This window comes from Ligilactobacillus equi DSM 15833 = JCM 10991, from assembly GCF_001435735.1.
Classification (GTDB): domain Bacteria; phylum Bacillota; class Bacilli; order Lactobacillales; family Lactobacillaceae; genus Ligilactobacillus; species Ligilactobacillus equi.
This window is the reverse complement of the sequence record NZ_AZFH01000027.1, coordinates 1-23,392: the sequence shown is the minus strand read 5'-3', so window position 1 is coordinate 23,392 and position 23,392 is coordinate 1. Positions and strand designations below refer to the sequence as shown.

Annotated in this window: 23 protein-coding genes, 1 tRNA gene and 1 riboswitch; of the genes, 5 read left to right on the top strand and 19 right to left on the bottom strand. The window is 40.8% G+C overall.

The annotated features are described in order from the left end of the window. Positions 1–91: 91 nt before the first annotated feature. Positions 92–1,141, bottom strand: coding sequence for an aldose epimerase family protein (locus FC36_RS03625; RefSeq protein WP_023859690.1), 1,050 nt, complete (start codon positions 1,139–1,141; stop codon positions 92–94). Between the two features lie 320 nt (positions 1,142–1,461). Between FC36_RS03625 and FC36_RS03620 the strand changes: the two genes are divergently transcribed. Further along, entirely contained in the window at positions 1,462–1,761 is a 300-nt protein-coding gene (locus FC36_RS03620; RefSeq protein ID WP_025020793.1) for a hypothetical protein, read from the top strand. A 63-nt stretch (positions 1,762–1,824) separates the two neighbouring features. Here FC36_RS03620 and galE read toward each other — a convergent pair whose 3' ends face one another. Then, entirely contained in the window at positions 1,825–2,826 is a 1,002-nt protein-coding gene (galE, locus tag FC36_RS03615; protein ID WP_025020792.1) for a UDP-glucose 4-epimerase GalE, read from the bottom strand. Between the two features lie 202 nt (positions 2,827–3,028). On the opposite strand from galE, the gene FC36_RS03610 reads away from it, so the two are divergent. Both FC36_RS03610 and FC36_RS03605 read left to right on the top strand, forming a co-directional pair. Next, a complete protein-coding gene (locus FC36_RS03610; protein ID WP_023859687.1) occupies positions 3,029–3,754 on the top strand; it encodes a GntR family transcriptional regulator in 726 nt (241 codons plus the stop codon). Between the two features lie 148 nt (positions 3,755–3,902). Continuing rightward, on the top strand, positions 3,903–6,266 hold the full coding sequence (locus FC36_RS03605; RefSeq protein WP_023859686.1) for a phosphoketolase family protein: 2,364 nt from the start codon (positions 3,903–3,905) through the stop codon (positions 6,264–6,266). A gap of 75 nt (positions 6,267–6,341) precedes the next feature. Here the strand turns inward: FC36_RS03605 and FC36_RS03600 are convergent, their stop codons facing one another. The 6 genes from FC36_RS03600 to rpsL form a co-directional block, all read right to left on the bottom strand. Then, positions 6,342–6,899, bottom strand: coding sequence for a sugar O-acetyltransferase (locus tag FC36_RS03600; protein ID WP_023859685.1), 558 nt, complete (start codon positions 6,897–6,899; stop codon positions 6,342–6,344). 9 nt (positions 6,900–6,908) lie between these two features. Continuing rightward, the gene (locus FC36_RS03595; RefSeq protein WP_023859684.1) at positions 6,909–7,751 is read right to left on the bottom strand and encodes a DUF72 domain-containing protein; all 843 of its coding nucleotides are present in this window, start codon (positions 7,749–7,751) and stop codon (positions 6,909–6,911) included. Beyond that, a complete protein-coding gene (rbsR, locus tag FC36_RS03590; RefSeq protein ID WP_025020791.1) occupies positions 7,748–8,758 on the bottom strand; it encodes a ribose utilization transcriptional repressor RbsR in 1,011 nt (336 codons plus the stop codon). Before rbsR ends, FC36_RS03595 begins: the two co-directional genes overlap by 4 nt. A gap of 135 nt (positions 8,759–8,893) precedes the next feature. Then, complete coding sequence (gene fusA, locus FC36_RS03585) at positions 8,894–10,987, bottom strand: elongation factor G (RefSeq protein ID WP_023859682.1); 2,094 nt, start codon at positions 10,985–10,987, stop codon at positions 8,894–8,896. A 131-nt stretch (positions 10,988–11,118) separates the two neighbouring features. Next, positions 11,119–11,589 (bottom strand): 30S ribosomal protein S7, encoded by a 471-nt coding sequence (gene rpsG / locus FC36_RS03580; protein WP_023859681.1) that lies wholly within the window; start codon positions 11,587–11,589, stop codon positions 11,119–11,121. 73 nt (positions 11,590–11,662) lie between these two features. Further along, positions 11,663–12,076, bottom strand: coding sequence for a 30S ribosomal protein S12 (gene rpsL, locus FC36_RS03575; RefSeq protein WP_023859680.1), 414 nt, complete (start codon positions 12,074–12,076; stop codon positions 11,663–11,665). Positions 12,077–12,343: 267 nt separating this feature from the next. Between rpsL and FC36_RS03570 the strand changes: the two genes are divergently transcribed. Then, the gene (locus FC36_RS03570; protein WP_056986715.1) at positions 12,344–13,036 is read left to right on the top strand and encodes a prepilin peptidase; all 693 of its coding nucleotides are present in this window, start codon (positions 12,344–12,346) and stop codon (positions 13,034–13,036) included. A gap of 46 nt (positions 13,037–13,082) precedes the next feature. Here the strand turns inward: FC36_RS03570 and FC36_RS03565 are convergent, their stop codons facing one another. From FC36_RS03565 to pepV, 11 genes are all read right to left on the bottom strand, one after another. Further along, complete coding sequence (locus FC36_RS03565; RefSeq protein WP_023859679.1) at positions 13,083–14,525, bottom strand: APC family permease; 1,443 nt, start codon at positions 14,523–14,525, stop codon at positions 13,083–13,085. 209 nt (positions 14,526–14,734) lie between these two features. Beyond that, positions 14,735–15,181, bottom strand: a complete 447-nt coding sequence (locus FC36_RS03560) for a universal stress protein (protein WP_025020789.1) — start codon at positions 15,179–15,181, stop codon at positions 14,735–14,737. 99 nt (positions 15,182–15,280) lie between these two features. Then, entirely contained in the window at positions 15,281–15,550 is a 270-nt protein-coding gene (locus FC36_RS03555) for a hypothetical protein (RefSeq protein ID WP_025020788.1), read from the bottom strand. Positions 15,551–15,671: 121 nt separating this feature from the next. Further along, complete coding sequence (locus tag FC36_RS03550; protein ID WP_056986714.1) at positions 15,672–17,495, bottom strand: acyltransferase family protein; 1,824 nt, start codon at positions 17,493–17,495, stop codon at positions 15,672–15,674. A gap of 139 nt (positions 17,496–17,634) precedes the next feature. Continuing rightward, entirely contained in the window at positions 17,635–18,303 is a 669-nt protein-coding gene (locus FC36_RS03545) for a CbiQ family ECF transporter T component (RefSeq protein ID WP_025020787.1), read from the bottom strand. A gap of 4 nt (positions 18,304–18,307) precedes the next feature. Further along, positions 18,308–19,693: an ABC transporter ATP-binding protein gene (locus tag FC36_RS03540; RefSeq protein WP_023860262.1), complete on the bottom strand. Its 1,386-nt coding sequence runs from the start codon at positions 19,691–19,693 to the stop codon at positions 18,308–18,310. Beyond that, positions 19,693–20,238 carry an ECF transporter S component gene (locus tag FC36_RS03535; RefSeq protein WP_025020786.1) on the bottom strand — a complete coding sequence of 182 codons (546 nt, stop codon included), beginning with the start codon at positions 20,236–20,238 and terminating at the stop codon, positions 19,693–19,695. Before FC36_RS03535 ends, FC36_RS03540 begins: the two co-directional genes overlap by 1 nt. A gap of 83 nt (positions 20,239–20,321) precedes the next feature. Then, positions 20,322–20,410, bottom strand: a riboswitch (TPP riboswitch). Between the two features lie 104 nt (positions 20,411–20,514). Continuing rightward, positions 20,515–20,598, bottom strand: a tRNA-Leu gene (locus FC36_RS03530). Between the two features lie 64 nt (positions 20,599–20,662). Further along, positions 20,663–20,950 (bottom strand): hypothetical protein, encoded by a 288-nt coding sequence (locus tag FC36_RS03525; protein ID WP_023860260.1) that lies wholly within the window; start codon positions 20,948–20,950, stop codon positions 20,663–20,665. A 65-nt stretch (positions 20,951–21,015) separates the two neighbouring features. Then, a complete protein-coding gene (locus FC36_RS03520) occupies positions 21,016–21,276 on the bottom strand; it encodes a hypothetical protein (protein WP_025020785.1) in 261 nt (86 codons plus the stop codon). Between the two features lie 88 nt (positions 21,277–21,364). Next, on the bottom strand, positions 21,365–22,762 hold the full coding sequence (gene pepV, locus FC36_RS03515; protein ID WP_023860258.1) for a dipeptidase PepV: 1,398 nt from the start codon (positions 22,760–22,762) through the stop codon (positions 21,365–21,367). Between the two features lie 154 nt (positions 22,763–22,916). Between pepV and FC36_RS03510 the strand changes: the two genes are divergently transcribed. Continuing rightward, positions 22,917–23,392: ADP-dependent NAD(P)H-hydrate dehydratase (locus tag FC36_RS03510; protein WP_162257646.1), on the top strand; the 476-nt coding region annotated here is incomplete at its 3' end.

The following is a 23,392-nucleotide window of genomic DNA, read 5'->3' as shown; positions in this document are numbered from 1 at the left end:
TATTTACTTTTATTTTACCCTTTTCCTTATTTTTTGTCCTAGAATTTTTTGTAAAAATTCAAAAAGCACCCCGCAAGGTGCTTTCTGTAACTTATTCCTTAGGTAAAGTATTGTCGTAAGTGTAGCTAATTCGGTAAGATTGCTTACTTCCACGTGGTAAGACAATGTTACCAAAGTTTTCGTGGTTAATCGCATCTGGTAAGGTTTGGGCTTCTAAGGCTACCCCTTCACCGGCTTTCCCTTCGGCCCCATGATCACGACTGTAGTAAACTCCTGGTTGGATTTCATGCATGGTGTACATTACTAAACCGTTACGGTCTGAATGAATCGTTACTTGGTCACCACTTTCGTCGTCCTTCAGGATAGCAATTGGAGCTGCCTTTAGACCTTGCCCATCAACGACAAAGGTATCATCAAACCCATGATTTTGCGCAATTGCCACTTGTAAGTTAGTCATTTTCCGGAAATCAAATGGGGTGTCAGTAACTTCTTTAACACGACCAGTTGGAATTAATTCGTCATCGACTTCCAATACTTCGTTGGCCTTTAAGTAAAGGGAATGGGTTGCTAAATCACTACGGTCACTCAAGTTAAAGTAGACGTGATTAGTTGGGTTAAATAAGGTATCATTACCTTCAGCCATGGCTGAAAAGGTAATTGTCACTCGATTTTGGTTATCTAAGGTATAGATAACAGTAGCTAACATATCACCTGGGAAGCCATCTTCTTTTTCCTTGATGGGGTGTTGGAAAATTACACTGGCACTATCTTCATTGCGGGAAGTGGTGTAGTTCCAGTTATAACTATTAAAGCCTGTTGGTCCACCATGCAAGGTATTACCGTTTTCATTTTGTGGCACTTGATATTGGCGGTCACCTATTTTAAACTTTCCGTCCTTGATACGACCGGCTACCCGACCAATAATTTGGGCAGTGCATAAACCATTGCTATAATAGCCTTCAACACTGTCAAAACTTAAAAGTAAATTCTTCTTAGAACCTGTAGCTGTTGGTACCAAAAATTCATTCCAGGTAGCTCCCATTGTTAAACAAGAAATTTCCACTCCGTTATCATTAACCAAATTTATTTTGGTAACGAGGTGACCTTGATAGTGTTCTGTTTCTGTACGATTAATTTCCATCGCAAATTCCTCCGTTCGTGCAACTCTTTACAAAAATCATTGTAGCTCAAAATGCTAAAAATTAAAAGCGTTTTCATGATAAAAATAAATTTTTTTGAATTTATCGCCAGTTATCAAATAAGTATTTTTAAGTATATTATAACAAATAAAAGTGTTATTTTTCTTTAAATGGTTATATAAAACCTTAATAATAAGTATTTATAATTAAAAGATTATTTTTTATTCAAAAACCCTTGCTTATTTCCAGGTGGAGGTGTATGGTTAGTTTGTCATCAAAAAAAGAAATCGTTTTATTTCTTAAACTTGGAGGTTTTATTATTATGGACAATACAGTTATCTCAAAAATCGAATCACGTTTGGAACACAGCAAAGTTTGGAAGATTAGTAACCAAGCCGGTCACTATCTGGAAGTCGTTTTCAAATATGATTTAGAAAACGAAATCCGCAACATTCGTAATTTCTCTTTTAATCGTTTTGAGTCGGAACAACTTAACGCCCTCTTATCAACAGTTGATAGTCTGGAGCAAAATTACCGGCTGGAACTTTCGCAAGAAAATATCGGTTCCGGATACCTGCCATTGTCCGCAGATAAAGCTCGTTCTTGCTTTACAGCCATTTAAATTCAGTTAAATACCAAAAAATCCATCCCAGCGCAGGGGATGGATTTTTAATTTCACTTAATTTTAGTCACGATCATCGTAACCATTTGGGTGTGTGGAGTGCCACTTCCATGCGGTTGCAATAATCTTCTTGATATCATCAAATTCTGGCTTCCAACCTAAAACTTCACGCGCTTTATCTGAAGCTGCAATTAAAGTGTCAGGATCACCAGGACGACGAGGAGCCATTTCAGCTGGGATAGTTTGACCAGTTACCTCACGTGCTGCCTCTAAGATTTGCAAGTTAGAAAAGCCAGTTGAAGAACCTAAGTTAAAGGCATTAGAGTCGTGACCTTGACGCAAGTAGTCCACCGCTAAAATGTGGGCATCGGCTAAGTCAAATGGGTGAACATAATCCCGGACATTGGTTCCATCAGGAGTATTATAGTCATCACCATAAATCATTAACTTATCACGCTTACCTTGGGCTACTTGAAGCACAATTGGTAAGAGGTGGGTTTCAGGACCATGGTCTTCCCCGATAGACCCATCAGGTTTGGCACCAGCCACGTTGAAGTAACGTAAAGCTACAAACTTAACCCCGTAAGCTTGATCCGCCCAACGCATGATTTTTTCCATCATTAATTTACTTTCACCGTACGGGTTAATAGGGTTTTGAGGGTCACTTTCTTGAATTGGCATCTTTTCCGGAATCCCATAAGTGGCGGCTGTTGATGAGAAGACAATCTTATTAACACCTACTTCTTGCATAACTTCTAGCAATTTTACCATCCCAGCAGTGTTATTATCAAAGTACTTCAAAGGATCGGTCATAGATTCTCCTACTAAAGAGAAGGCTGCAAAGTGAATTACCGCATCAATTTCTGGATTTTCCTTGAAAACTTGTCGCATAAAGTCTTTATCAGCCAAGTCTCCTTGATAAAACTTAGCCTTAGGATTCAAAGCTTTCTTGTGACCAGTAACCAAGTTATCAACAATCACTACTTCTTCTTTACCATTTGAAACTAAACGATCAACCGTGTGTGAACCGATGTAGCCGGCCCCACCCAATACTAATACTGCCATTAAAATGTCTCCTTTTTTATATATTTTAATGTTCATCGTTATCATACCATGATTGCGCATGGATTTCATCACTTTTTAAGTATTTTTACTAAATTTTTACTGAAAAAATAATGTTTTTACCAATTCATTTTAGCTCTTGTCGCTCCCTTAAAATTGTGGTTAACTTAAATTACTTAAAACTTTTCTGAAAGGAGGAATTATCATGGCCGAATTAATTTATCAACAAATTATCAAGAAAATTAAAAAGCAAATCTTCGCCCAAGAATTTGCGGATATGAAACTCCCTGACGAACGCAGTCTAGCTGAACATTATCGAGTCAGCCGTAGCACCATCAAGCGCGCTCTTAATCATATGGCTCAAGAAGGGATTATTTTTAAAAAGCGCGGTTCAGGCACCTTCATCAACCCCCTTTACCTAAAGAATAATACCGTCTTTAACTATGACAGTAGCTCTAATCTAGGTATTACCGATAGTTTCCAACACAATGGCCAAAAGCCTAAAATTAAGGTTCTCGACTTTAAGGTTATCCCCGCTACCAAGGAACTACAACAAGATCTCTTCTTAGAAGAAGGTGAATTTGTCTATGAAATCATTCGTTTGCGACTTTTCGACGAAACCGCCTTTATGATTGAAACCGGCTATATTCCGATTAAGCTCTTGCCCGGCCTTAAAAAAGCTGATCTTAGTCACTCTATCTTTAACTTGGTTGAAAAAGACTTAAAACAAGCCGTCACTAAATCCTTTATGTCCGTTTATGCGGAACCTTCTAATCAAAAAGACCAAGAACTACTTAAGCTCGCCCCCACGGAACCCATCGGGGTCATGGAAGGGATTTTCTTCCTAGACAATGGGACACCCTTTGAATTTTCAAAAATGCGTCTCCACTACCGCTATATGAAATATAATTCTTTTGTAACTGTTAATTAACACCGTTAAGCCTTGATTTATCGGTGTTTTTAATTTTTATTTTAAAATTGGTACGTTCCAATGTTAAAAAAGGGTTGACTTTATTTTAGGATTGGTTATGATAAGAGTGTAGAAAATATTTAAACCGTTTACAGGAGGATACAAATTTATGTCAACTGATTACTCATCACAAGCATACTTAGATAAAGTCGACGCCTTTTGGCGCGCAGCCAACTACGTTTCCGTTGGTCAACTATACTTAAAAGATAACCCATTACTTCGCCGTCCAATCGAAGCTAGTGACGTAAAAGTTAAACCAATCGGGCACTGGGGAACAATCTCCGGGCAAAACTTCATTTACGCTCACTTGAACCGGGTGATTAACAAGTACGACTTAAACATGTTCTACGTTGAAGGTCCTGGTCACGGTGGTCAAGTGATGGTTTCTAACTCCTACCTTGATGGTAGTTACTCAGAAATCTACCCTGAAATTTCACAAGATGAAGAAGGAATGAAAAAACTCTTCAAGCGTTTCTCCTTCCCTGGTGGGGTCGCTTCTCACGCTGCACCTGAAACACCTGGTTCCATCCACGAAGGTGGGGAATTAGGTTATTCTATTTCTCACTCTGTAGGGGCTGTCTTAGATAACCCAGACTTAATCGTTGCCGCTGTAGTTGGTGATGGGGAAGCTGAAACAGGTCCTTTAGCTGCTTCATGGCAATCAAACAAATTCATCAACCCAATCAACGATGGTGCTGTCTTACCAATCTTAGACTTGAACGGGTTTAAGATCTCTAACCCTACTATTTTGTCTCGTGAAACCAACGAAGACTTACAAAAGTACTTCGAAGGGATGGGTTGGAAGCCATACTTTGTTGAAGGCGAAGACCCTGAAAAACTTCACCCAGTGATGGCTAAGGTCTTAGACGAAGCAATTGAAGAAATCAAGGCAATCCAAAAGAACGCGCGTGAAAACAACGATGCTACTATGCCACACTGGCCAATGATTATTTTCCGCACTCCTAAGGGTTGGACAGGTCCTAAAGAATGGGACAACGCCCCAATCGAAGGCTCTTTCCGCGCTCACCAAGTGCCAATTCCTGTGGATCAAAACCACATGGAACACATCGATGCTTTAGTAGAATGGCTCAAGAGCTACCGTCCCGAAGAACTCTTTGATGAAAACGGCCGTTTAGTTGAAGAAATTGCAGAAATCGCACCTAAGGGGGACAAGCGGATGGCCGCTAACCCTCACACAAACCCAGGTTCATTGATTCGCGATTTAATCAAGCCTGACTTCCGTGATTACGCGGTTGACACTACTACTCCTGGTCAAGAAGTTGCCCAAGATATGACTGTTTTAGGTAAATATGTAGAAGAAGTTATTCGTCTTAACGACAAGAACAAGAACTTCCGTATCTTCGGACCTGACGAAACTATGTCTAACCGCTTAGCTCCAATTTTCGAAGCTACTAAGCGTCAATGGTTACCAAACATCAAGGAACCCAACGATGAATTCTTAAGCCACGATGGTCGGATTATTGATTCACAATTATCCGAACACCAAGCCGAAGGTTTCTTAGAAGGTTACGTCTTAACTGGTCGTCATGGTTTCTTCGCAAGTTATGAAGCTTTCTTACGTGTTGTTGACTCCATGTTAACTCAACACTTCAAGTGGTTACGCAAGGCCAAGGAACAACCATGGCGCTCATACGTACCATCATTAAACGTAATTGCTACCTCAACTGTGTTCCAACAAGACCACAACGGTTACACACACCAAGATCCTGGTGTGTTAGGTCACTTAGCTGACAAGAAACCTGAATTCATCCGGGAATACTTACCAGCTGATGCTAACTCCTTATTAGCTGTCTTCGACAAGATTTTGAACGACCGTGAAAAGATTAACTTGGTAGTTTCATCCAAGCACCCTCGTCAACAATTCTACTCTGCTGCCGAAGCTAAAGAATTAGTTGACAAAGGTTTGAAGATTATTGACTGGGCTTCAACTGACAAGAACGCTGAACCAGACATCGTCTTTGCTGCTGCTGGGACCGAACCTAACTTGGAAGCCTTAGCTGCTATCTCAATCTTACACAAGAAGTTACCTGAATTAAAGATTCGCTTCATTAACGTAGTAGACATCATGAAACTTAAGAAGAGCGACCCTCGTGGCCTTTCAGATGCAGAATTCGACATGTACTTCACCAAAGACAAGCCAGTAGTCTTCGCCTTCCATGGTTACGAATCTATGTTACGTGACATCTTCTTTGACCGTCACAACCACAACGTAGCCTTCCACGGCTACCGTGAAAACGGGGATATCACCACACCATTCGATATGCGGGTCGTAAACCAAATGGACCGCTTCGACTTGGTTAAGTCTGCTGTCCTAAGCTTGCCAGATGCTGAAAAGTACGGCCAAATTGCTGCTGAAATGGACGCAACTGTGGCTAAGCACCACCAATTCATCCGTGATGAAGGGGTTGACTTACCAGAAGTTGAAAACTGGAAATGGGAAGCTTTAGACTAAAATAACATCAAATAAGCCTCGTGGCTTAACTAGCAAGACTAGTTAGCCACGGGGCTTTTGGTTTCTATTGTTCTTTTATTGTGTAATAGTTCGAATCACACGGGCGGGATTCCCCACCGCTACACTATTAGCGGGAATATCCTTAGTGACAACACTTCCCGCCCCAATCACGGAGCCAGCGCCAATCGTTACTCCTGGCAAAACTGTTACACTGCCACCTAACCAACAATTATCTTCAATGGTAATCGCTGCGGCTGCCTCTTTACCCGTATTGCGTTCCGCATATTTGAGCGGATGAATAGCCGTATACAAGCCACACTTAGGTCCCATGAAGACATTGTCTCCTAGCTTAATCGGGGCACAATCCATCAGATAACAATCAGTATTAATGTAAACACCCTCTCCCAAGGTAATATTAATCCCATAATCACAAGCGAAAGGTTGTTCAATATGCACCCGTCCTATCTCAGTCCCTAATAGCTCAGCTAAAATTTCCTTAGACCGTTGACGGTCAGCGGGATCAGTTTGATTGTACTTAAAGCACAAACTTTTTGCCCGACGTAACATCTGACTCATGGTTTGGTTACCCTGATACCATTCACCATTAATCATTTTCATAAATTCTACATCCATCTTTTCACCTCAAAACAAATCTAATTGGCGCGGTGGCATGGGCGCCAAATTCGCAAATTCCACACCTAATTCTTTTTGCAACATCAAAGCATTGTCTGCCGCATCTCCACCTGAATTATTGTTAAAAATGACACATACCTCACGGACCTTGGAAGTTAAATTTTGAACTTGCTGGGCCAAAGACTTAATTTCTGCCGGTGAATAACGATACAATGTCCGTTGGTTGCGCCAATCAGGACCTTGATTTTGCCACCCTGCTTTATTTAAACCATGAAGTCGTAAAATGGCTAAATCAGAGCTTGTAACCTCCAAATTAAAAGGTACCGAATTTCCACTAGTTTGAGATTCTTGAGCTGAAACCAAGATAAAGCCCTGTTGCCGACAAAAGTCAACCAGCCTAGTAGCCATTTCACCATGATACCAAGACTGATGACGTAACTCCAAGGCTAGAGGTAAATCACCCAAGGCTTGCCGTAAATAGCGCAGATAATGCCAACTTTTAGCTTGCGGATGAAAGTATGGCGGAAATTGTAAAAGTACCGCCTTGACTTGCTTAGTCGCTTTTAATGGCGCCAACACTTCTTGATAAGCCACAATACTTTTCTTAATGGCTTGACTCGAAACCTCTCTTTGGTGACCGGTAATGATTTTGGGCACTTTGGTAATAAATTGAAAACTCGTAGGCACTTGAGCTTGCCACGCTTGGATAGTCTCTTTAGCCGGTAAAGCATAAAAGAAGGTATCTACCTCCACAACAGGAAAGAAAGCGGCATATTGAGATAACTCTAGGGGCTTGACTTGCCCCAACAAACTTTGATGCTCACTCCAGGTGGTTAATCCGAGTGTAATCATCGTCCTAATTGCTTTGTAGAATGACGAATAACTAACTTCACCGGTAACTTAACCTTTTCATCAGCCAAATTATGGTCTTTGATGCGCGCAACTAAGCGGCGTAAGGCTAAATTCCCAAGGTGCATCACCGGTTGAGCCACAGTGGTCAAGGTAGGATTAAGATAAGCCGCTAAGTCAATATCGTCATAACCAACAATGGAGTAATCCTCTGGAATAGACTTACCTTTTTCTTGGAGACCATGGTAAAGCCCAATCGCAACTTCATCATTGATAGTCACAACTGCAGTAGCTTCACTATCAATCAAACTTTGAGCAACTTGATAACCACCTTCTTTAGTCATCGGGGTCGTTAAAACTAGCTTAGGATCAAAACCTATACCTGATTTCTCTAGAGCTTCTTTATACCCTCGTAAACGATAAGCTACATTAATCGTGGGTTTATCGCTATAAATTAAGGCAATTTTTTGATGACCTAAATCTAAAAGGTGTTGGACTGCTTGTCTAGCTCCATCTGCATCATCAGTGTAGAGACGGTCTCCTTCTGCTACCGGATTTTGATCAATCAAGATATAAGGAATCCCGTTAGACTTGAGAAGGTGATCAATAATATCTCTTTCAACCAATGGTGAAGCAATAATCATGCCATCTACAGAACGTTGGACTAATTGCTCGATATAGTTCCTTTCTAATTTCTGATTGTCTTCGCTCCCCAAAATTAAAGGAATGAACTGTTCTTCTTCAGCAGCTTGGCCAATCCCCTTTAAAAACGAAGTAAAGAAAGGATTAGACAGATCAGGTACGATAACTCCGATTGTCTTGGTTGAGCCCATAATGAGACTGCGGGCATTGTAATCTGGCACATACCCCATCTCATCACGGATTGCCAAGACCTTATCAATGGTCCTTTGACTGAAACGAGCACCTTTGTTGTTTAAAATTTGGGAAACAGTGGTTACTGAAACTCCAGCTTTTTGAGCCACATCGCTAATTCTAACCTTTCTTCTCAAAACAAGTCCTCTTTTCTACAAATTTATATTGTTTTTATTTTAGCAAAAAAAGCACATTTTGAGTATCCTTTTATTTTATTTTGGCACAAAAAAACCCAGAGATTACTCTCTGAGTTTCTAGGCAAGAAATTAATCTTAGCCGGCGTTGCCACCGTTCTTCTTGATGATTTCTTCTTGAATGCTCTTTGGAACTGGTTCGTAGTGGTCCATAGTCATTGTGAACGTACCACGACCTTGCGTTGCAGAACGTAAAGTAGTTGCGTAACCGAACATTTCTGACAATGGTACGAAGGCATTAACAACTTGCGTGTTACCACGAGCTTCCATACCTTCAATCCGTCCACGACGAGCAGTCACGTGACCCATAACATCACCCAAGTTGTCTTCTGGGGCAACGATTTCAACCTTCATAATAGGTTCAAGGATTACGGCACCACCCTTAGGAGCAGCGTTACGTAATGCTAAGGAAGCAGCAACCTTGAAGGCAGCTTCAGATGAATCGACATCGTGGTATGAACCATCGTATAACTTAGCCTTCACATCAATAAGTGGGTAACCTGCTAAGACCCCGTTTTGCATTGCTTCTTGTAAACCTTGTTCAACTGAAGGAATGTATTCACGAGGCACAACCCCACCGACGATGGCGTTTTCGAATTCGAAACCTTTACCTTCTTCATTTGGTGTAAATTCAACCCAAACGTCACCATATTGACCTTTACCACCAGATTGACGTACGAATTTACCTTGAGCTTGAACTTGCTTAGTAAATGTTTCACGGTAGGCAACTTGTGGTGCACCAACAGTAGCTTCAACCTTGAATTCACGCTTCATACGGTCAACAATGATGTCCAAGTGTAATTCACCCATCCCGGCGATAAGAGTTTCACCAGTTTCAGGGTTAGTTTCTGCACGGAATGATGGATCTTCTTCAGCAAGCTTTTGTAAAGCTACGTCCATCTTGTCTTGGTCAGCTTTTGACTTAGGTTCAACAGAAACTTGGATAACTGGTTCTGGGAATTCCATTGATTCGAGTAATAATGGGTTCTTAGGATCAGTTAATGAGTCCCCTGTTGTTGTGTCCTTTAAACCAATAGCAGCAGCGATATCACCAGAGAATACTTCAGGGATTTCGTTACGGTGGTTAGAGTGCATTTGCAATAAACGACCAACACGTTCACGCTTGCCCTTAGTAGCGTTCAAGACGTATGAACCAGCTTCTAAAGTACCAGTGTAAACCCGGAAGAATGTTAAACGACCAACGAATGGGTCCGTAGCAATCTTGAAGGCCAAACCAGCAAATGGCTTGTCATCGTCAGCAATTAATTCAACTTCTTCATCAGTTTCAGGGTTCTTAGCATTGTATGGCTTAACGTCCAATGGTGATGGTAAGTAGTCGTTAACCCCATCAAGCATCATTTGAACACCCTTGTTCTTGAAGGCAGAACCAGCAAAGACTGGGTACATATCAAGGTTTAAAGTTGCACGACGGATAGCAGCTTTTAATTCTTCCTTGGTAATTTCTTCACCTTCAAGGTATTTTTCCATTAAAGCTTCATCAACGTCAGCTACGGCTTCAATTAAAGCTTCACGACGGCTTTCAGCTTCTTCAAGGTATTCAGCAGGAATGTCAACAACATCCCATTCTGCACCCAATTCATCTTCATCGTATAAATCGGCCTTCATTTCAATCAAGTCGATAACACCTTGGAAGTTATCTTCCGCACCAATAGGCATTTGCATAGCAACGGCATTAGCTTGCAAACGATCCTTAATAGTGTCTACAGAGTAATCAAAGTTGGCCCCGATTTTATCCATCTTGTTAACGAAAACAATCCGTGGAACATCGTAAGTTGTAGCTTGACGCCAAACATTTTCTGTTTGTGGTTCAACCCCTGATTGTGCATCCAAAACAACTACGGCACCATCTAAAACCCGAAGAGAACGTTCAACTTCGATAGTAAAGTCAACGTGTCCTGGAGTATCGATGATGTTAATCCGGTTTTCCTTCCATTGCGCTGTAGTAGCGGCAGAAGTAATTGTGATACCACGTTCTTGTTCTTGTTCCATCCAGTCCATTTGTGAAGCACCATCGTGTGTTTCACCAATCTTGTGGATTTTACCAGTGTAGTACAAAATACGTTCAGTAGTTGTTGTCTTACCAGCATCAATGTGGGCAACAATACCGATGTTACGAGTGCGTTCCAATGGGAATTCACGTGTGTTAGCCATTGAGAATTTCTCCTTCCAAAATTGTATGACATTAGGCCAAAGCCTTGTCTTTATTATAAAACGAAATTGCTGTTTTTTCAAAAAAATGGCTACTATAGATTGTCATAATCGTATAATAGCCATCCGAAATATTACCAGCGGTAGTGTGCGAAGGCACGGTTGGCGTCAGCCATCTTGTGTGTGTCTTCACGCTTCTTCACAGAAGCACCTGTGTTGTTAGCTGCGTCCATGATTTCTTTTGCCAAACGTTCTGACATTGTGTGTTCCCCACGTAAACGTGAGTATTGAACTAACCAACGTAAACCTAAAGTTGTACGACGGTCTGGACGAACTTCAATAGGAACTTGGTAGTTAGAACCACCAACACGGCGAGCCTTAACTTCCAATACAGGCATAATGTTGTTCATTGCTTCGTCAAAGACTTCCAATGGATCGTTACCTGTAGTTTCCTTAATAATGTTAAATGCATCGTATAAAATCTTTGACGCAGTCCCACGCTTACCATCTAACATCAAACGGTTGATTAAGCGAGTAACCAATTTTGAGTTGTAAATTGGATCTGGGAGTACTTCACGCTTTGGTGCGGCACCTTTTCTTGGCATCTAAAATGACCTCCTCAAATGATAGTTACTTTTTAAGTAGTTTAATTTTTTCGATTAATTAGCTAAGTTAAGCTTATTTCTTAGGCTTCTTAGCACCGTACTTAGAACGACTTTGCATACGTCCGTCAACACCGGCAGTATCTAAAGCACCACGCACGATGTGGTAACGAACCCCAGGTAAGTCTTTTACACGACCACCACGAATTAAAACAACGGAGTGTTCTTGTAAGTTGTGACCAATCCCAGGAATGTAAGCTGTAACTTCGATTAAGTTAGATAAACGTACACGAGCGTACTTACGTAAAGCTGAGTTAGGCTTCTTAGGTGTCATAGTACCGACACGTGTAGCAACCCCACGTTTTTGTGGTGCGGAGTTGTTAGTTTGAACTTTTTTAAAACTGTTGTACCCGAAGTTTAAAGCTGGGGCGTTAGATTTTGAAGATTTAGACTTACGACCTTTACGAACTAATTGGTTAATTGTAGGCATCTAAAGCTTCCTCCTTCCTTTTTTCCTTAATAATTTAAGTACACACATCCAGGAGTTTCTTTTTTAGGTTAAAAAACTCCCACACATGCTGTGGTGTGCTAACTTGCTCACAGCCAGCACGTTCTTACTAAATTCTGTAAGAGAACTGTTCACATAAAGCACCTTTCATAGAATAACACGGCCTGGCAAAAAAAGTCAATCAAATTTAGTAAAAAATCAATTTTTTTGCGTATTTAATATATAGAAACCTTTTTAAGGAGTGATAAGATGATTTTGCTACATATTTTAATTTTTATTTTAGGCGCCTGTTTGGCTTCTTTTGCCCTTTGCCTAGCAAACCGTTTGGCTTGTGATGAGGATTTAGCGGCTCCTTCGCATTGTGATTTCTGCCAGCATCCCTTAACTCCTTGGCAACTCATCCCCATCGCAGGTTACCTTTTGCAAAGAGGACGCTGTCATTTTTGCCGACACCAACTCCGTACTCGTTATCCTCTGTCGGAATTAGGGGCAGGTTTGTATGTCTTACTTCTTTTCTTTAAGTTTGGTAATCCCACCATAACTTTTTTTATGAGTCTCTTTTTTGCTACCTGGACTTTGGTTTTAGCTTTAGAAGATCAAGCCACCACTAGTGTCACCAGCGCTTTTTTATTTGGTGGTGGACTCTTCTTGCTACTTTACTCCAAACGACACTGGAGCTGGCCTGCACCTATCACCTGGTTCAGTGCGGGACTTTTTTTACTTTGCCCCTCATACCTTTACTTTCGACAACAACTTGGTAGCGCTGATTTACTTTACCTCATCATTTGTCTGAGTTTTTTCGGTTTACCCAAGACCTTATGGATCACGGTGTTGGCTTGTTTAATCTTCCTAGCAACGGCTAATTATCAAACTAAACAACCAAAACAGCCCTTCTTACCTGCCCTAGGTGCCGCAGCTCTATTAATCTTGTTACTGACTTAGGCGAAAAAAAGTTCGTACCTCGACTGATACGAACTTTTCTTAGCAATTATTTTTGATTATTTTTCTTGGATAAGACAGAGTGGTGTAAGCCGTAGACAAAGTAAATTACCAAACCTAAAAGGCACCAGTAACCGGCGTAAGTTTTGGCTTCAATGTCTAAGCCCCAAAAGACGGCTAAGGACCCAATAAAGGCTAGGGCTGGTAAAACGGGGTAAAGTGGCATCTTAAAGCCAGGCATTGGTAAGTCCTTACCTTCCCGCTTTCGTAAAGCATAGATTCCCAAGGAAACGAACATAAAGGCAATTAAAGTTCCGGCAGAAACTAATTGCGATAAGGTTTCAAATGGGAAAAAGGCCCCTAAAATAATCGTGACAATGGTTAAAACCAATAAGGCATTATTAGGTAAGTTATTCTTATTTAACTTACCTAACCAGGCTGGTAACATTCCATCCCGACCGAAAGAGTAAAGTAAACGAGAACCTGCCAACATCATCCCAATGATAGCTGTAAACATCCCCAAAACGGCGATAGAAGTTACTACGGAAGCCACCACAGGATGACCAGCATGTCTCAAAGCCCAACCAACAGGTTCGGCGTTCCCGGCGTACTTCGTGTAGTGGAACATCCCAACTAAAACTAAGGAAACAGCCACAAAAAGAACTACAGCAATCACCAAAGAGCCTAAAATCCCACGCGGCATGGTCTTAGATGGGTTCTTGGCTTCTGCCGCATTCGCTGCAATAGAGTCAAAACCAATGTAAGATAAGAAAATTGAGGAAACCCCGGCGTAAATCCCTTGCCAACCTCCAAAGTGAGTGCCATCAGGATTAACTTTTGATTCAGGAATAAATGGGGTGTAGTTTTGTGTCTTAATAGCGGTTGCCCCTACCAATAAAAAGAGCAAGATGGCCGCCACCTTTAAAATTACCAAAGTATTTTGCACCCGGGCCGCTTCAGACATCCCACGTGAAACTAAGAAAGCGACTAACACCAAAACGATTAGGGCAAATAAGTCAACAACCCCACCGTTAGTTCCCACAGGATTTGATAATGATGCCGGCAAGGTAAGTCCTAAAGGCTCAATCAAACCTCTAAAATTAGCCGACAGTCCCGAAGCCACGAAGGCCACGGCAATAAAGTACTCAGCCAACAAAGCCCAGCCAACAACCCAACCAAAAAATTCACCAAAGATAACGTTCATCCAAGAATAAGCTGAACCTGCAAAAGGCATGGCTGATGACATTTCAGCATAAGCGAAAGCCACCAAACCAGCAACCACAGCTGCTACTAAGAAAGAAAGAGCAACTGCAGGGCCCGCATACTTCGCAGCAATAACCCCTGGTAAAGTAAAGATTGCTGTACTCACGATGGTCCCTACCCCTAATGCCAAGAAGTCCTTGGTTGTCAGAACTTGTCGCAAGTGCGAGTCTTTATTCTTATAAACTGAGACGTCTTCCTTAGCGAGCATACGCTTAAGAAATTTATTCATAATTTTTGCCTCCAAATAATATCTTAAAACTATTTATTCAATTTTAGCAAGTTGCTTTTAATTAGTCAACGATTAAGAAAAAATAGATTTCATCATTAAATTTTCACCAAGAAAATAATCCTATAATAACGGGCTTGATGACTACTCATTTTTCATAAAGAAAATAAAAAAGCTGTGCTTCTCTCAAAAAAAGCACAGCTTTTTGAAACTCAACGTGCAACCATTACATCACAGACGGCATTGCGCGTTACATAGTCCGTAACCGCCCCCATCAAAGCTCTCTCAACCACATTCATTCCCGTCGGTCCCATGACAATTAAATCTGTGTGGTGGTCCAAAGGAAATTCTTTAGCAACAATAGTTCTTGGCGTCCCGAAACGAGCGTGAATATCCACAGCGTCTAAACCATTGGCTTTGACTTCTGCTTGTAATTTTTCTAGATATTCATTAACATCTTCAAATGATTGATATACAACATCGCCGTTAGCATCCACCATTCCGCCGAAACTCATGGAGAATTGTTTTAGGTCGATGACATTCAATAAATCAACATGGCCTTGGTTACGCTTAGCAATTTCTGTTGCGGTTTTCAAAGCATTTTCCGCCGTTTTTGAACCATCAACTGGTACCAAGATGTTTTTGTATTCCATTGTCATAAGATGACCCCCTCATCACTTTTATCCTACTTCTATTATAACATAAAATCACTTAAATATATAGTTTGAAAGGGCTTAGCACATTGAAAACATAGGCCTTTACTCAAATTGGCGTGCCCGCGCCCGAATCCAAACTAGATTAGTCAAAATGTCATTATGATTAGCGACCTGCTCATTGAATTCCACTAACATTTGTCTATATAATGGCACGTCATCTTTAAGAACTTTTAGTTCTAACCTAAAAGATTTACAAAGGTTTTGATAAATTAAATGACTGTATTGTTCATCCCCGTTATTGATATAGGTAATTGCCCTTTGTGCTTCATCACGATATAACTTAGCTCGACTGACATAATATTCTTTTTCCATGGAACAACCCCCTCACACGGTTTTTGTTTGCGCTTTCATAGATATTTTAGTATGCATTTCTGAAACTTTCAAGCATTCTTTTCAAAAAAAGAAGCCTACCGTTTACGATAAGCCTCTACCTTTATTTCAAAATTTTTTGTGCCACTAAGTTAGTAAATTTGTCTGTCCCAACCTTATTGGGGTGGACATCATCATTATAGAACCAACTTTCATGCCCATTACTATAATCATACCAGTCGATTACATGAATGTTTGGATATTTGCGACCTGCTTCTTTAATTCCTTTATTAACGGAGTTTTGCCAACTCTTTGTCGGAACATGAACATTTACCCAGTAAACCTGTCGTTTACCCAAAACCTCCATAATTTGAGCTAATTGTTCCTCATTAAAAGCGCCATTCGTCCCCTCTACCAATAAGACCGTATCCGCTAAGTGCCCTTGAGCCTGTAAGTTTTTCAACACATCAGGTACCATATAAACTTGGCGCCCGACTTGGGCATCGACATACATCTGCGGAAAAATATCTTGTAAACTAGGACTCGTAGCCGCTAAAACGGAATCTCCAACTGCTGTTAAAGACATATTTTGTGCCTGATTAATTTGTTTTTGAGTCAGTTGCTTTTCTAAATTAGCTTGAACCTTCTTAGAAGGCTTCGCCTTCGTTTGATTATTCTTCTTAGTTTGCGCTTGGTTCTTAGCAATCGTCGCTTGCACAGGATTAGCTTGCATTTGATTGGACTTAGGTTGCATCAAAGCACCAATGAGTGCCACCATAACTACTAAACCAGCAATACTCAAAGCATATCTACGAGGCATGTGCACCGTATCCTTGCGGAATGCTTCCCGGATTACCGATAATGTTTGACGGTAATCAAAGAATTGCAACGGCCGTTCTAAGTAGCGGTAAGAAAGCTCTGAAATCACCAAAATTAAAGCAATTTCGATAACCGCATTTAAAATAGGATGATTACCAACCTTGACTTTACTTTCATAAAAAATCATCACCGGAAATTGGTAAAGATAAATGCCGTAACTTCTTTTTCCAATCCAAGTAAAAAGCGGATTGGTGAAGAGACGGTTAAAGTCACCTCCAGGATGTGCCACAATTGCCACCAACAAGGCAGAAAGAATGGAGAAGAAAAACATCCCCATGTGATAAATCCCCGAAGCTTGAGCGGAGGCAAAAATAAAGCTTAAAATAATCCCCGCCAAAGCAAAGGCACCAATTCCATCTAAAAAGCGCCGGTGTCCTGTATTAACTTGCGGCCGTAATTTAGTACTTGGCCAAACAAAAGCTAAGGCGGCTCCAATGAGGATTGCAAACATACGCGTATCAGTACCATAATACAAGCGCGAGGGGTCGCCACCATGATACAGCAGAGCCATCTCGAGTGCAGAAATGAAGGCTCCTAAAAAGATTATTAGGGCAATCATGCTCTTCTTTTTAATAAAAGCTAACAATAAGATCACTAATAGCGGCCATAACAAGTAAAACTGTCCTTCGATTGATAAGGACCACAGGTGCGTAAAGGGAGATTCACCACCAAAGTGCGCAAAATAGGACTCATGGTGCTTAATTTGAAACCAGTTGTAAACATAAAAAACGTTACTTAAAATTATCCCTCGAATATTTACCAACAGGTTGCGTTGGAAAAGTGTTATGTAAGCACTCGATACCAAAACCATGGTTAATAAAGCCGGGTATAAACGCCGAAAACGACGTAGATAAAAATCTTTAATAGAGATAAAGCCTCGTTCTTCTTTTTCCTGAATTAGCAAATCAGTGATTAGGTAACCCGAAACAACGAAGAAAATCGGCACTCCCAAAAAGCCCCCCGGCAAACTTTGTGGCAGAATATGATATAAAATCACGCCAATCACCGCTAAAGTCCGTAACCCATCAAAGCCCGTGATGTAGCGACTGCTTTTCAATCTCTTTCCCATAATTACTTATTCCTTTCTCGAATAACTCCATTAACTTATTATACGCGTTAAAATTTCGAAGTTCAATTGCGGCCAAGATAAGATTTTAATATTTTTACACACCAAAAAGTCAGGAAGCTAAACCTCCTGACACTAAACTTTACAACCAGTGAAATATAACCACGACAAGCGGTAAAAGGGACGTCCCGCCTAAAAAAGCCCATTGCCATTTAGGCAAAACATCTGCTTTTTCTTGCGTACGGGGGCCTTTTTCAACAAAACCTAAGGCTCGCATGGCTTGGGCACTATCACGGGACCAGGTTAAAGCTGTAATGATAACCCTCAAGTACAAACCTGGTTGATAATAATGATAACTTTTTCCCCTAATTTGGGCTGAATATTTAATCACACCTAATTGCTTTTTGATACGACTCAACATATTCATAGCAGCTAAACCACCATAAACAAAAGCTTGAGGTAAATGCAAGTGTTGTTCCAAGCTTATTAGTAATACATCAATTTTAGTAGTCAACGTCAACAGCATTCCCAAACTCAAGTAAGCATAAATCCGACTAGCATAAATCCAGGCTAAGTACACACGCGCTCCTTGACCAAAATAGTAAAAAGAAAGAAAGGAACCTAAACTTAAGGGAAAGGTTATTAAAAAGACTAACCCTATCGTTTTAAAGTTGGCTTTATGATAGGCTAAGTAGCCTAAACTTAACAACAGTACCAAAAGGTTATAACTAATGCTCTTAATAAAAGCTAGACAAAGACCTTGACTTAAGAGTAGAAGTAACATGATAGTGGGATTCAATTTAAATTTCATCGTTTCACCATCCTAACTTTTGATGCTCCAAACGAAGCTGATAGTCTAAATAAGGGGTAATTCCCATTAATTGGTGTGAAATCACTAAAGTCGCGATTTGCAAATCAACAGTCACAGTCTGTAACTCCTCCAAGACCGGCTTTAGACTTACCTGATCCAAACCGCTAAAGGGCTCGTCAAGTAACAAGACTGGTGGACTCATAATCAGCATCCCTAGAATCTGCAGACGTTTTTGTTGACCACCGGAAAGCTGGTAACAAACTTGGTCATTTAAATCCCACAGACCAAAGGCTTGTGCTACTGCTTGCACGCGCGCGGGCGTCCAGTACTCTGGGTGGTGACTCTTTTTTAGTGAGAGAGCTAATTCCTCAGCTACCGTCAATTTTACAAACTGATCTAAACTATTTTGAAAGACAATTCCGACCAACCTAGCCCACTTTTTTGCTTTTGTCCGCGCTAAGTCCTGCTTATCAAAAATAATTTTACCATGGTAAGAATTTTGCTTGATTAAGGCCTTAAAAAAAGTCGACTTGCCCACTCCATTTTGCCCAGATAAAAGGCCAATTTTCCCACGACCTAAACGATAACTACTGTCAATTACCAACTGTCGTTTTCCCGCCCACAACTCTATGTTGCACCAGGATAAATCACCAGTTAAATCAGGAGCTAGTGGTAAATTCACAGCTGGCTTTTTGACTTCAGCTAATATAGTACGATTAACCTCATGAAGTGTTTGGTCTAATTGAAAAACATGGTCAACATAGGCTTGATAATCAGATAAATCATGATCACAAATCAAAATCGTTTTACCTTGCTTGACTTGTAGATCTCGCAAAAGTTCCAGTAGTCGCCGTCGCTCCTTTAAATCAATGTTGGCGAAAGGTTCATCTAAAATAATAATTTCACTCCCCATAGCTACCACACTGGCAAGCGCCACTCTTTGCAGTTCACCACCGGATAAAGTTAGTAAGTCCCGATCTAAAAAAGCGGTTAAGTTGAATTGCTGACAAACCTGTTTGATCCTATCATTAATCTCAATCAGCGGTAGATTTAAATTAGCTAAAATAAAATACAATTGTTCCCGAAACGTAGTCATAACAATTTGCTGGCGAGGATTTTGAAATAATAAAGCTATTTTAGTAGCCCTTTTAGCAGCACACATAGTTCCAACTTCTTGTCCATCTAACAGTACCTGTCCCTGGCTAATCTGGCCACCAAATTCTGGATAAAGACCAGTTAAAAGTTTTAAAAATGTTGATTTACCAGCTCCCGACTGACCAATCAAAAGGCTAATCTTTTGAGTAGGTAAGGTAAAATTTAAGTCGCGCAACACCGCCTCACCTTCAACTTGATAGGTAAAAGTCAAATTTTTTACTTGCAAACTTGTCATTAGCGTAAAAACCCAGCTTTCTTAACGGCTGCTTGAATCATAGCTACTAACACCCCTGAAAAAAGACCAATGGATAGCAGACGTAAAATAAACAGCTGCACTAGCATGCCGACTTGATAATCTAAATAACCATCTTGGAATAAGGACCAGGCAAACGTCACTACCGTGGTGGTCAACACGGATAAACTAAGTCCAAGTTTACCGAAGTTTTTATATCCCGTTAAAGCAAACCCTAATTCTGAACCTAATCCTTGATAGAGACCAGAAATCAGGTTAGCTGCTCCCCAACTAGAAAATAGAAACATTTCGACTGTTGCGGTTAATAATTCCCCGATAAAAGCTCCTCCAACTTTACGTAGCAAAGTTCCAGCTAGAGGACCGGCCATCGTCCACACACCCAGAGTTAAATCATTGGCATAAGGTTTTAAAGGTGTGGCCGCTAAGGCATAATAGGCATAACTCCAAACCTGATAGATAATTCCTAAAAAGATAGCAATAATTGCTAAAAAAATCACACTTTGAACATCCCACTTTTTCTTTGACATTGTCAAAACCTCGTTTCCTATAATTTTGATCATGGTTGAGCTAAAAAAGTCCAGACTGCTTTGATAGTCTGGACTTCTCATTGTCTTTTTTACACATAGTTCCCTCCGCTGATGTTAATCAGATCAGGTTCAATGGGTATTTCTCAGCCAGAAGGCACCCCAACTATCATCAATTATTTTCTTTATAACACCTGCATTTTATCATAGTACATCTTCTTTAGCAAACGTTTTCTTGATTTTTCAAAAGAAAAACGGCCCTCATTAGGACCGTCAAAATGCCGCTGGCAGGAGTCGAACCTGTACTGGGAAAACCCAACAGCGACCTGAACGCTGCGCGTCTGCCAATTCCGCCACAGCGGCATGAGTATTAAAATACTCAATAATCATACTATATTCCCGCTAAGAGGTCAAGGTCCACCAGTGCTTACTTTGAATTTTTTAGTAAAGCAACGGCCGTCCCATATCCATGCAAAATCATGTACTTAGGACCCACGGCCACTCGGGCAATCTCTGGTACAAAACTGACATCAATGACCCCATCAGCTCCGAGGGCTTCCGCCCGTTTACCTAAGATTTCTTTGACTTTTTCGTAAAGATTGTCGTAATCAGCAACTTGATCAATTTCATCCGGTTGTAAAGTTTTTTTGACGGTGGCATTCACCACACCTTTAATCGCATAACTACTCCGCAAATCACCGGTAATTAAAAACATCTACCTCACCTCTTCGTATAACTTTTAACTTTAATTTTAGAGGATTGAGCGAATTTTGACAAGGTTTACATAAAAAGACGGTAGTTACCCTGACTAATCGTAATTTCTTCACTTTGACTGGCAACCCGATGCTTGGATAAAAGCGTCTTTAACATCTTTTCTAAATGCTGACTTTCCCTAATTTGCTCAATTAAATCTGTCTTGACCCGCAGATACATCTTTTCCCGCTTAGTTGGAACCTTAAAAATTGTAAAATCTGCCTCTTGCTTAACTGCATTGGCGAATAAATCCCGAATAAAACGACTTTCGCGCTCCATACTTGCCATCTTCTTTCTTTTGAATTCACCTCCATTTTAATCCCGTAATAAAAATTTGCAAGCAAAAAGCCGGAACCTAGACTCCGACTTGCGATAATTATTTAACTAATTCTGCGATGGCTTCCGCGTAAATTGCTGTGGCTTTTAATAAGCCATCTACTGGCATAAACTCGTCCGCTTGGTGCATAGTATCAGGTACCCCTGGGAACATAGCCCCAAAGGCCACCCCACGCTTCATTAAACGTCCATATGTTCCTCCACCGACAACCATACCGTGAGCTTCTTGGCCAGTTTGACGACGATAAACCCCTAATAAAGTTTCTACTAATGGGTCAGATGGGTCTACGTAGTGTGGTACTTGAACCCGACCTTGGTCAAGGGTAACCCCCATCGGAGTCACTACTTTTGCTAAACCTGCTTTGATATCTGTTTCATCCATACCTTTAGGGAAACGGAAGTTCAAGGTGATTTGCCCTCCCTTACCAGCTTCAAAAGCAAAGATACCAGCATTCATCGTTAAGTCACCCATCACATCATCCGTAAAGTTAATTCCAAAGTTTTCCATCCGAGAATCTTGGTGTAAGTAGTTGGCTGTAAAGTCTAAGTAATTCTTAGCGTCAGCCCCAAAGGCAAAGTCCTTTAAGAATAAAGCCAAGTAAGTCCCAGCGTTTTCACCATTACGTGGTTCTTGAGCATGGGCAGCTTTTCCGATGAAACTAATTTCCAAATTAGTTCCAACTTCCTTAACTTCAGCTTCCACAGGTTTGTCCGCCACAAAAGCAGCTAGAGCTTCTTTAACTGATGCTAAGTCTAAACCGGCTACTACAGCTTGCGCATCACGTGGTACCATGTTTTCACGTAAACCACCATCAAAGGAAAGCAATTGTACTTGAGCATCGTTTTGACCAGGAAAATTCAACACAAAGCTAACATTTCCCTTTTCACCGTTAATAATTGGGAAGAAAGCATCTGGTGAAAAACCAAAGTCAGGTTGGGGCATCTTTTCAAAGTAGCGCGTCATTCCACGCCATTGACTTTCTTCGTCAGTCCCCAAAATAAAACGAATCTTCTTATTAACAGGTAAGCCTAATTCCTTCACAATTTTCAAACCGTAGTAGGCAGCCATACTTGGACCCTTGTCATCAGAGGCTCCACGAGCATAGAGACGACCATCTTCAATGGTTGGTTCAAAAGGTTTCTTGGTCCAACCCTTACCGGCTGGCATTACATCCACGTGTCCTAAAATTGCCAAGGTTTCATCACCTTCACCATAGGCAATGTGACCTGCTAAGCCATCTACTTCTTGAGTTTCAAAGCCATCACGACGACCAATTTCTAAGAACTTGTCCAAAGCTTCCTTAGGACCAGGACCCAAAGGTGCTTCATCCGTCCCTAAACTTTCGTCACGGACACTTTCGATTTTAAGCATCGTTTGCAAATCAGCCAATAAATCGTCTTTTCTTTTTTCGACTTCTTTTGTCCAATCAATTGTCATTTAATTATTCCTCATTTCTTATTGAGTATACAAAACCATTGTAGCACACTCAGAATAAATGTCAGTACTTGTAACCTGAAAATTCCTAAATTCTGGTCCAAACGCATACCATGGTAATGTTATAATAGGTCTAAAAAGTTATTAGGAGGACCTTATGTTGTTACTCACTACTGATATCTTATCTCAGGTTATTACTCCGCGCCCCTTACTAAGCCATAAGGGGAACTTCGGACGGGTACTAGCCATTGGTGGTTCCTTGAATTTTGGTGGCGCAATTATCATGGCCAGTCAAGCTGCCGTTTATGCAGGAGCCGGTTTAGTTTCTTGTGCTACTAATCGTGCTAATCTATCTGCTCTGCATGCCCGTTGCCCTGAAGTCATGTTCCTTGACTATCATGATCAAAAACAAACCTTATCAGCAATTCAACAAAACGACGTCATTATTATCGGACCTGGACTTGATTTAGATGACTTCGGATTCGAACTTTTATCATTGGTTTTAACCTATGCTAAAGAAGATTGCCCCGTAATTATTGACGGTTCAGCTATTACCCTTCTAAGTCAACATCCCTTTTTAGTCAACTACCCCTCTCTAAAGAGAGGGGCTTGTAAGGTTGAACCTTACGTTCT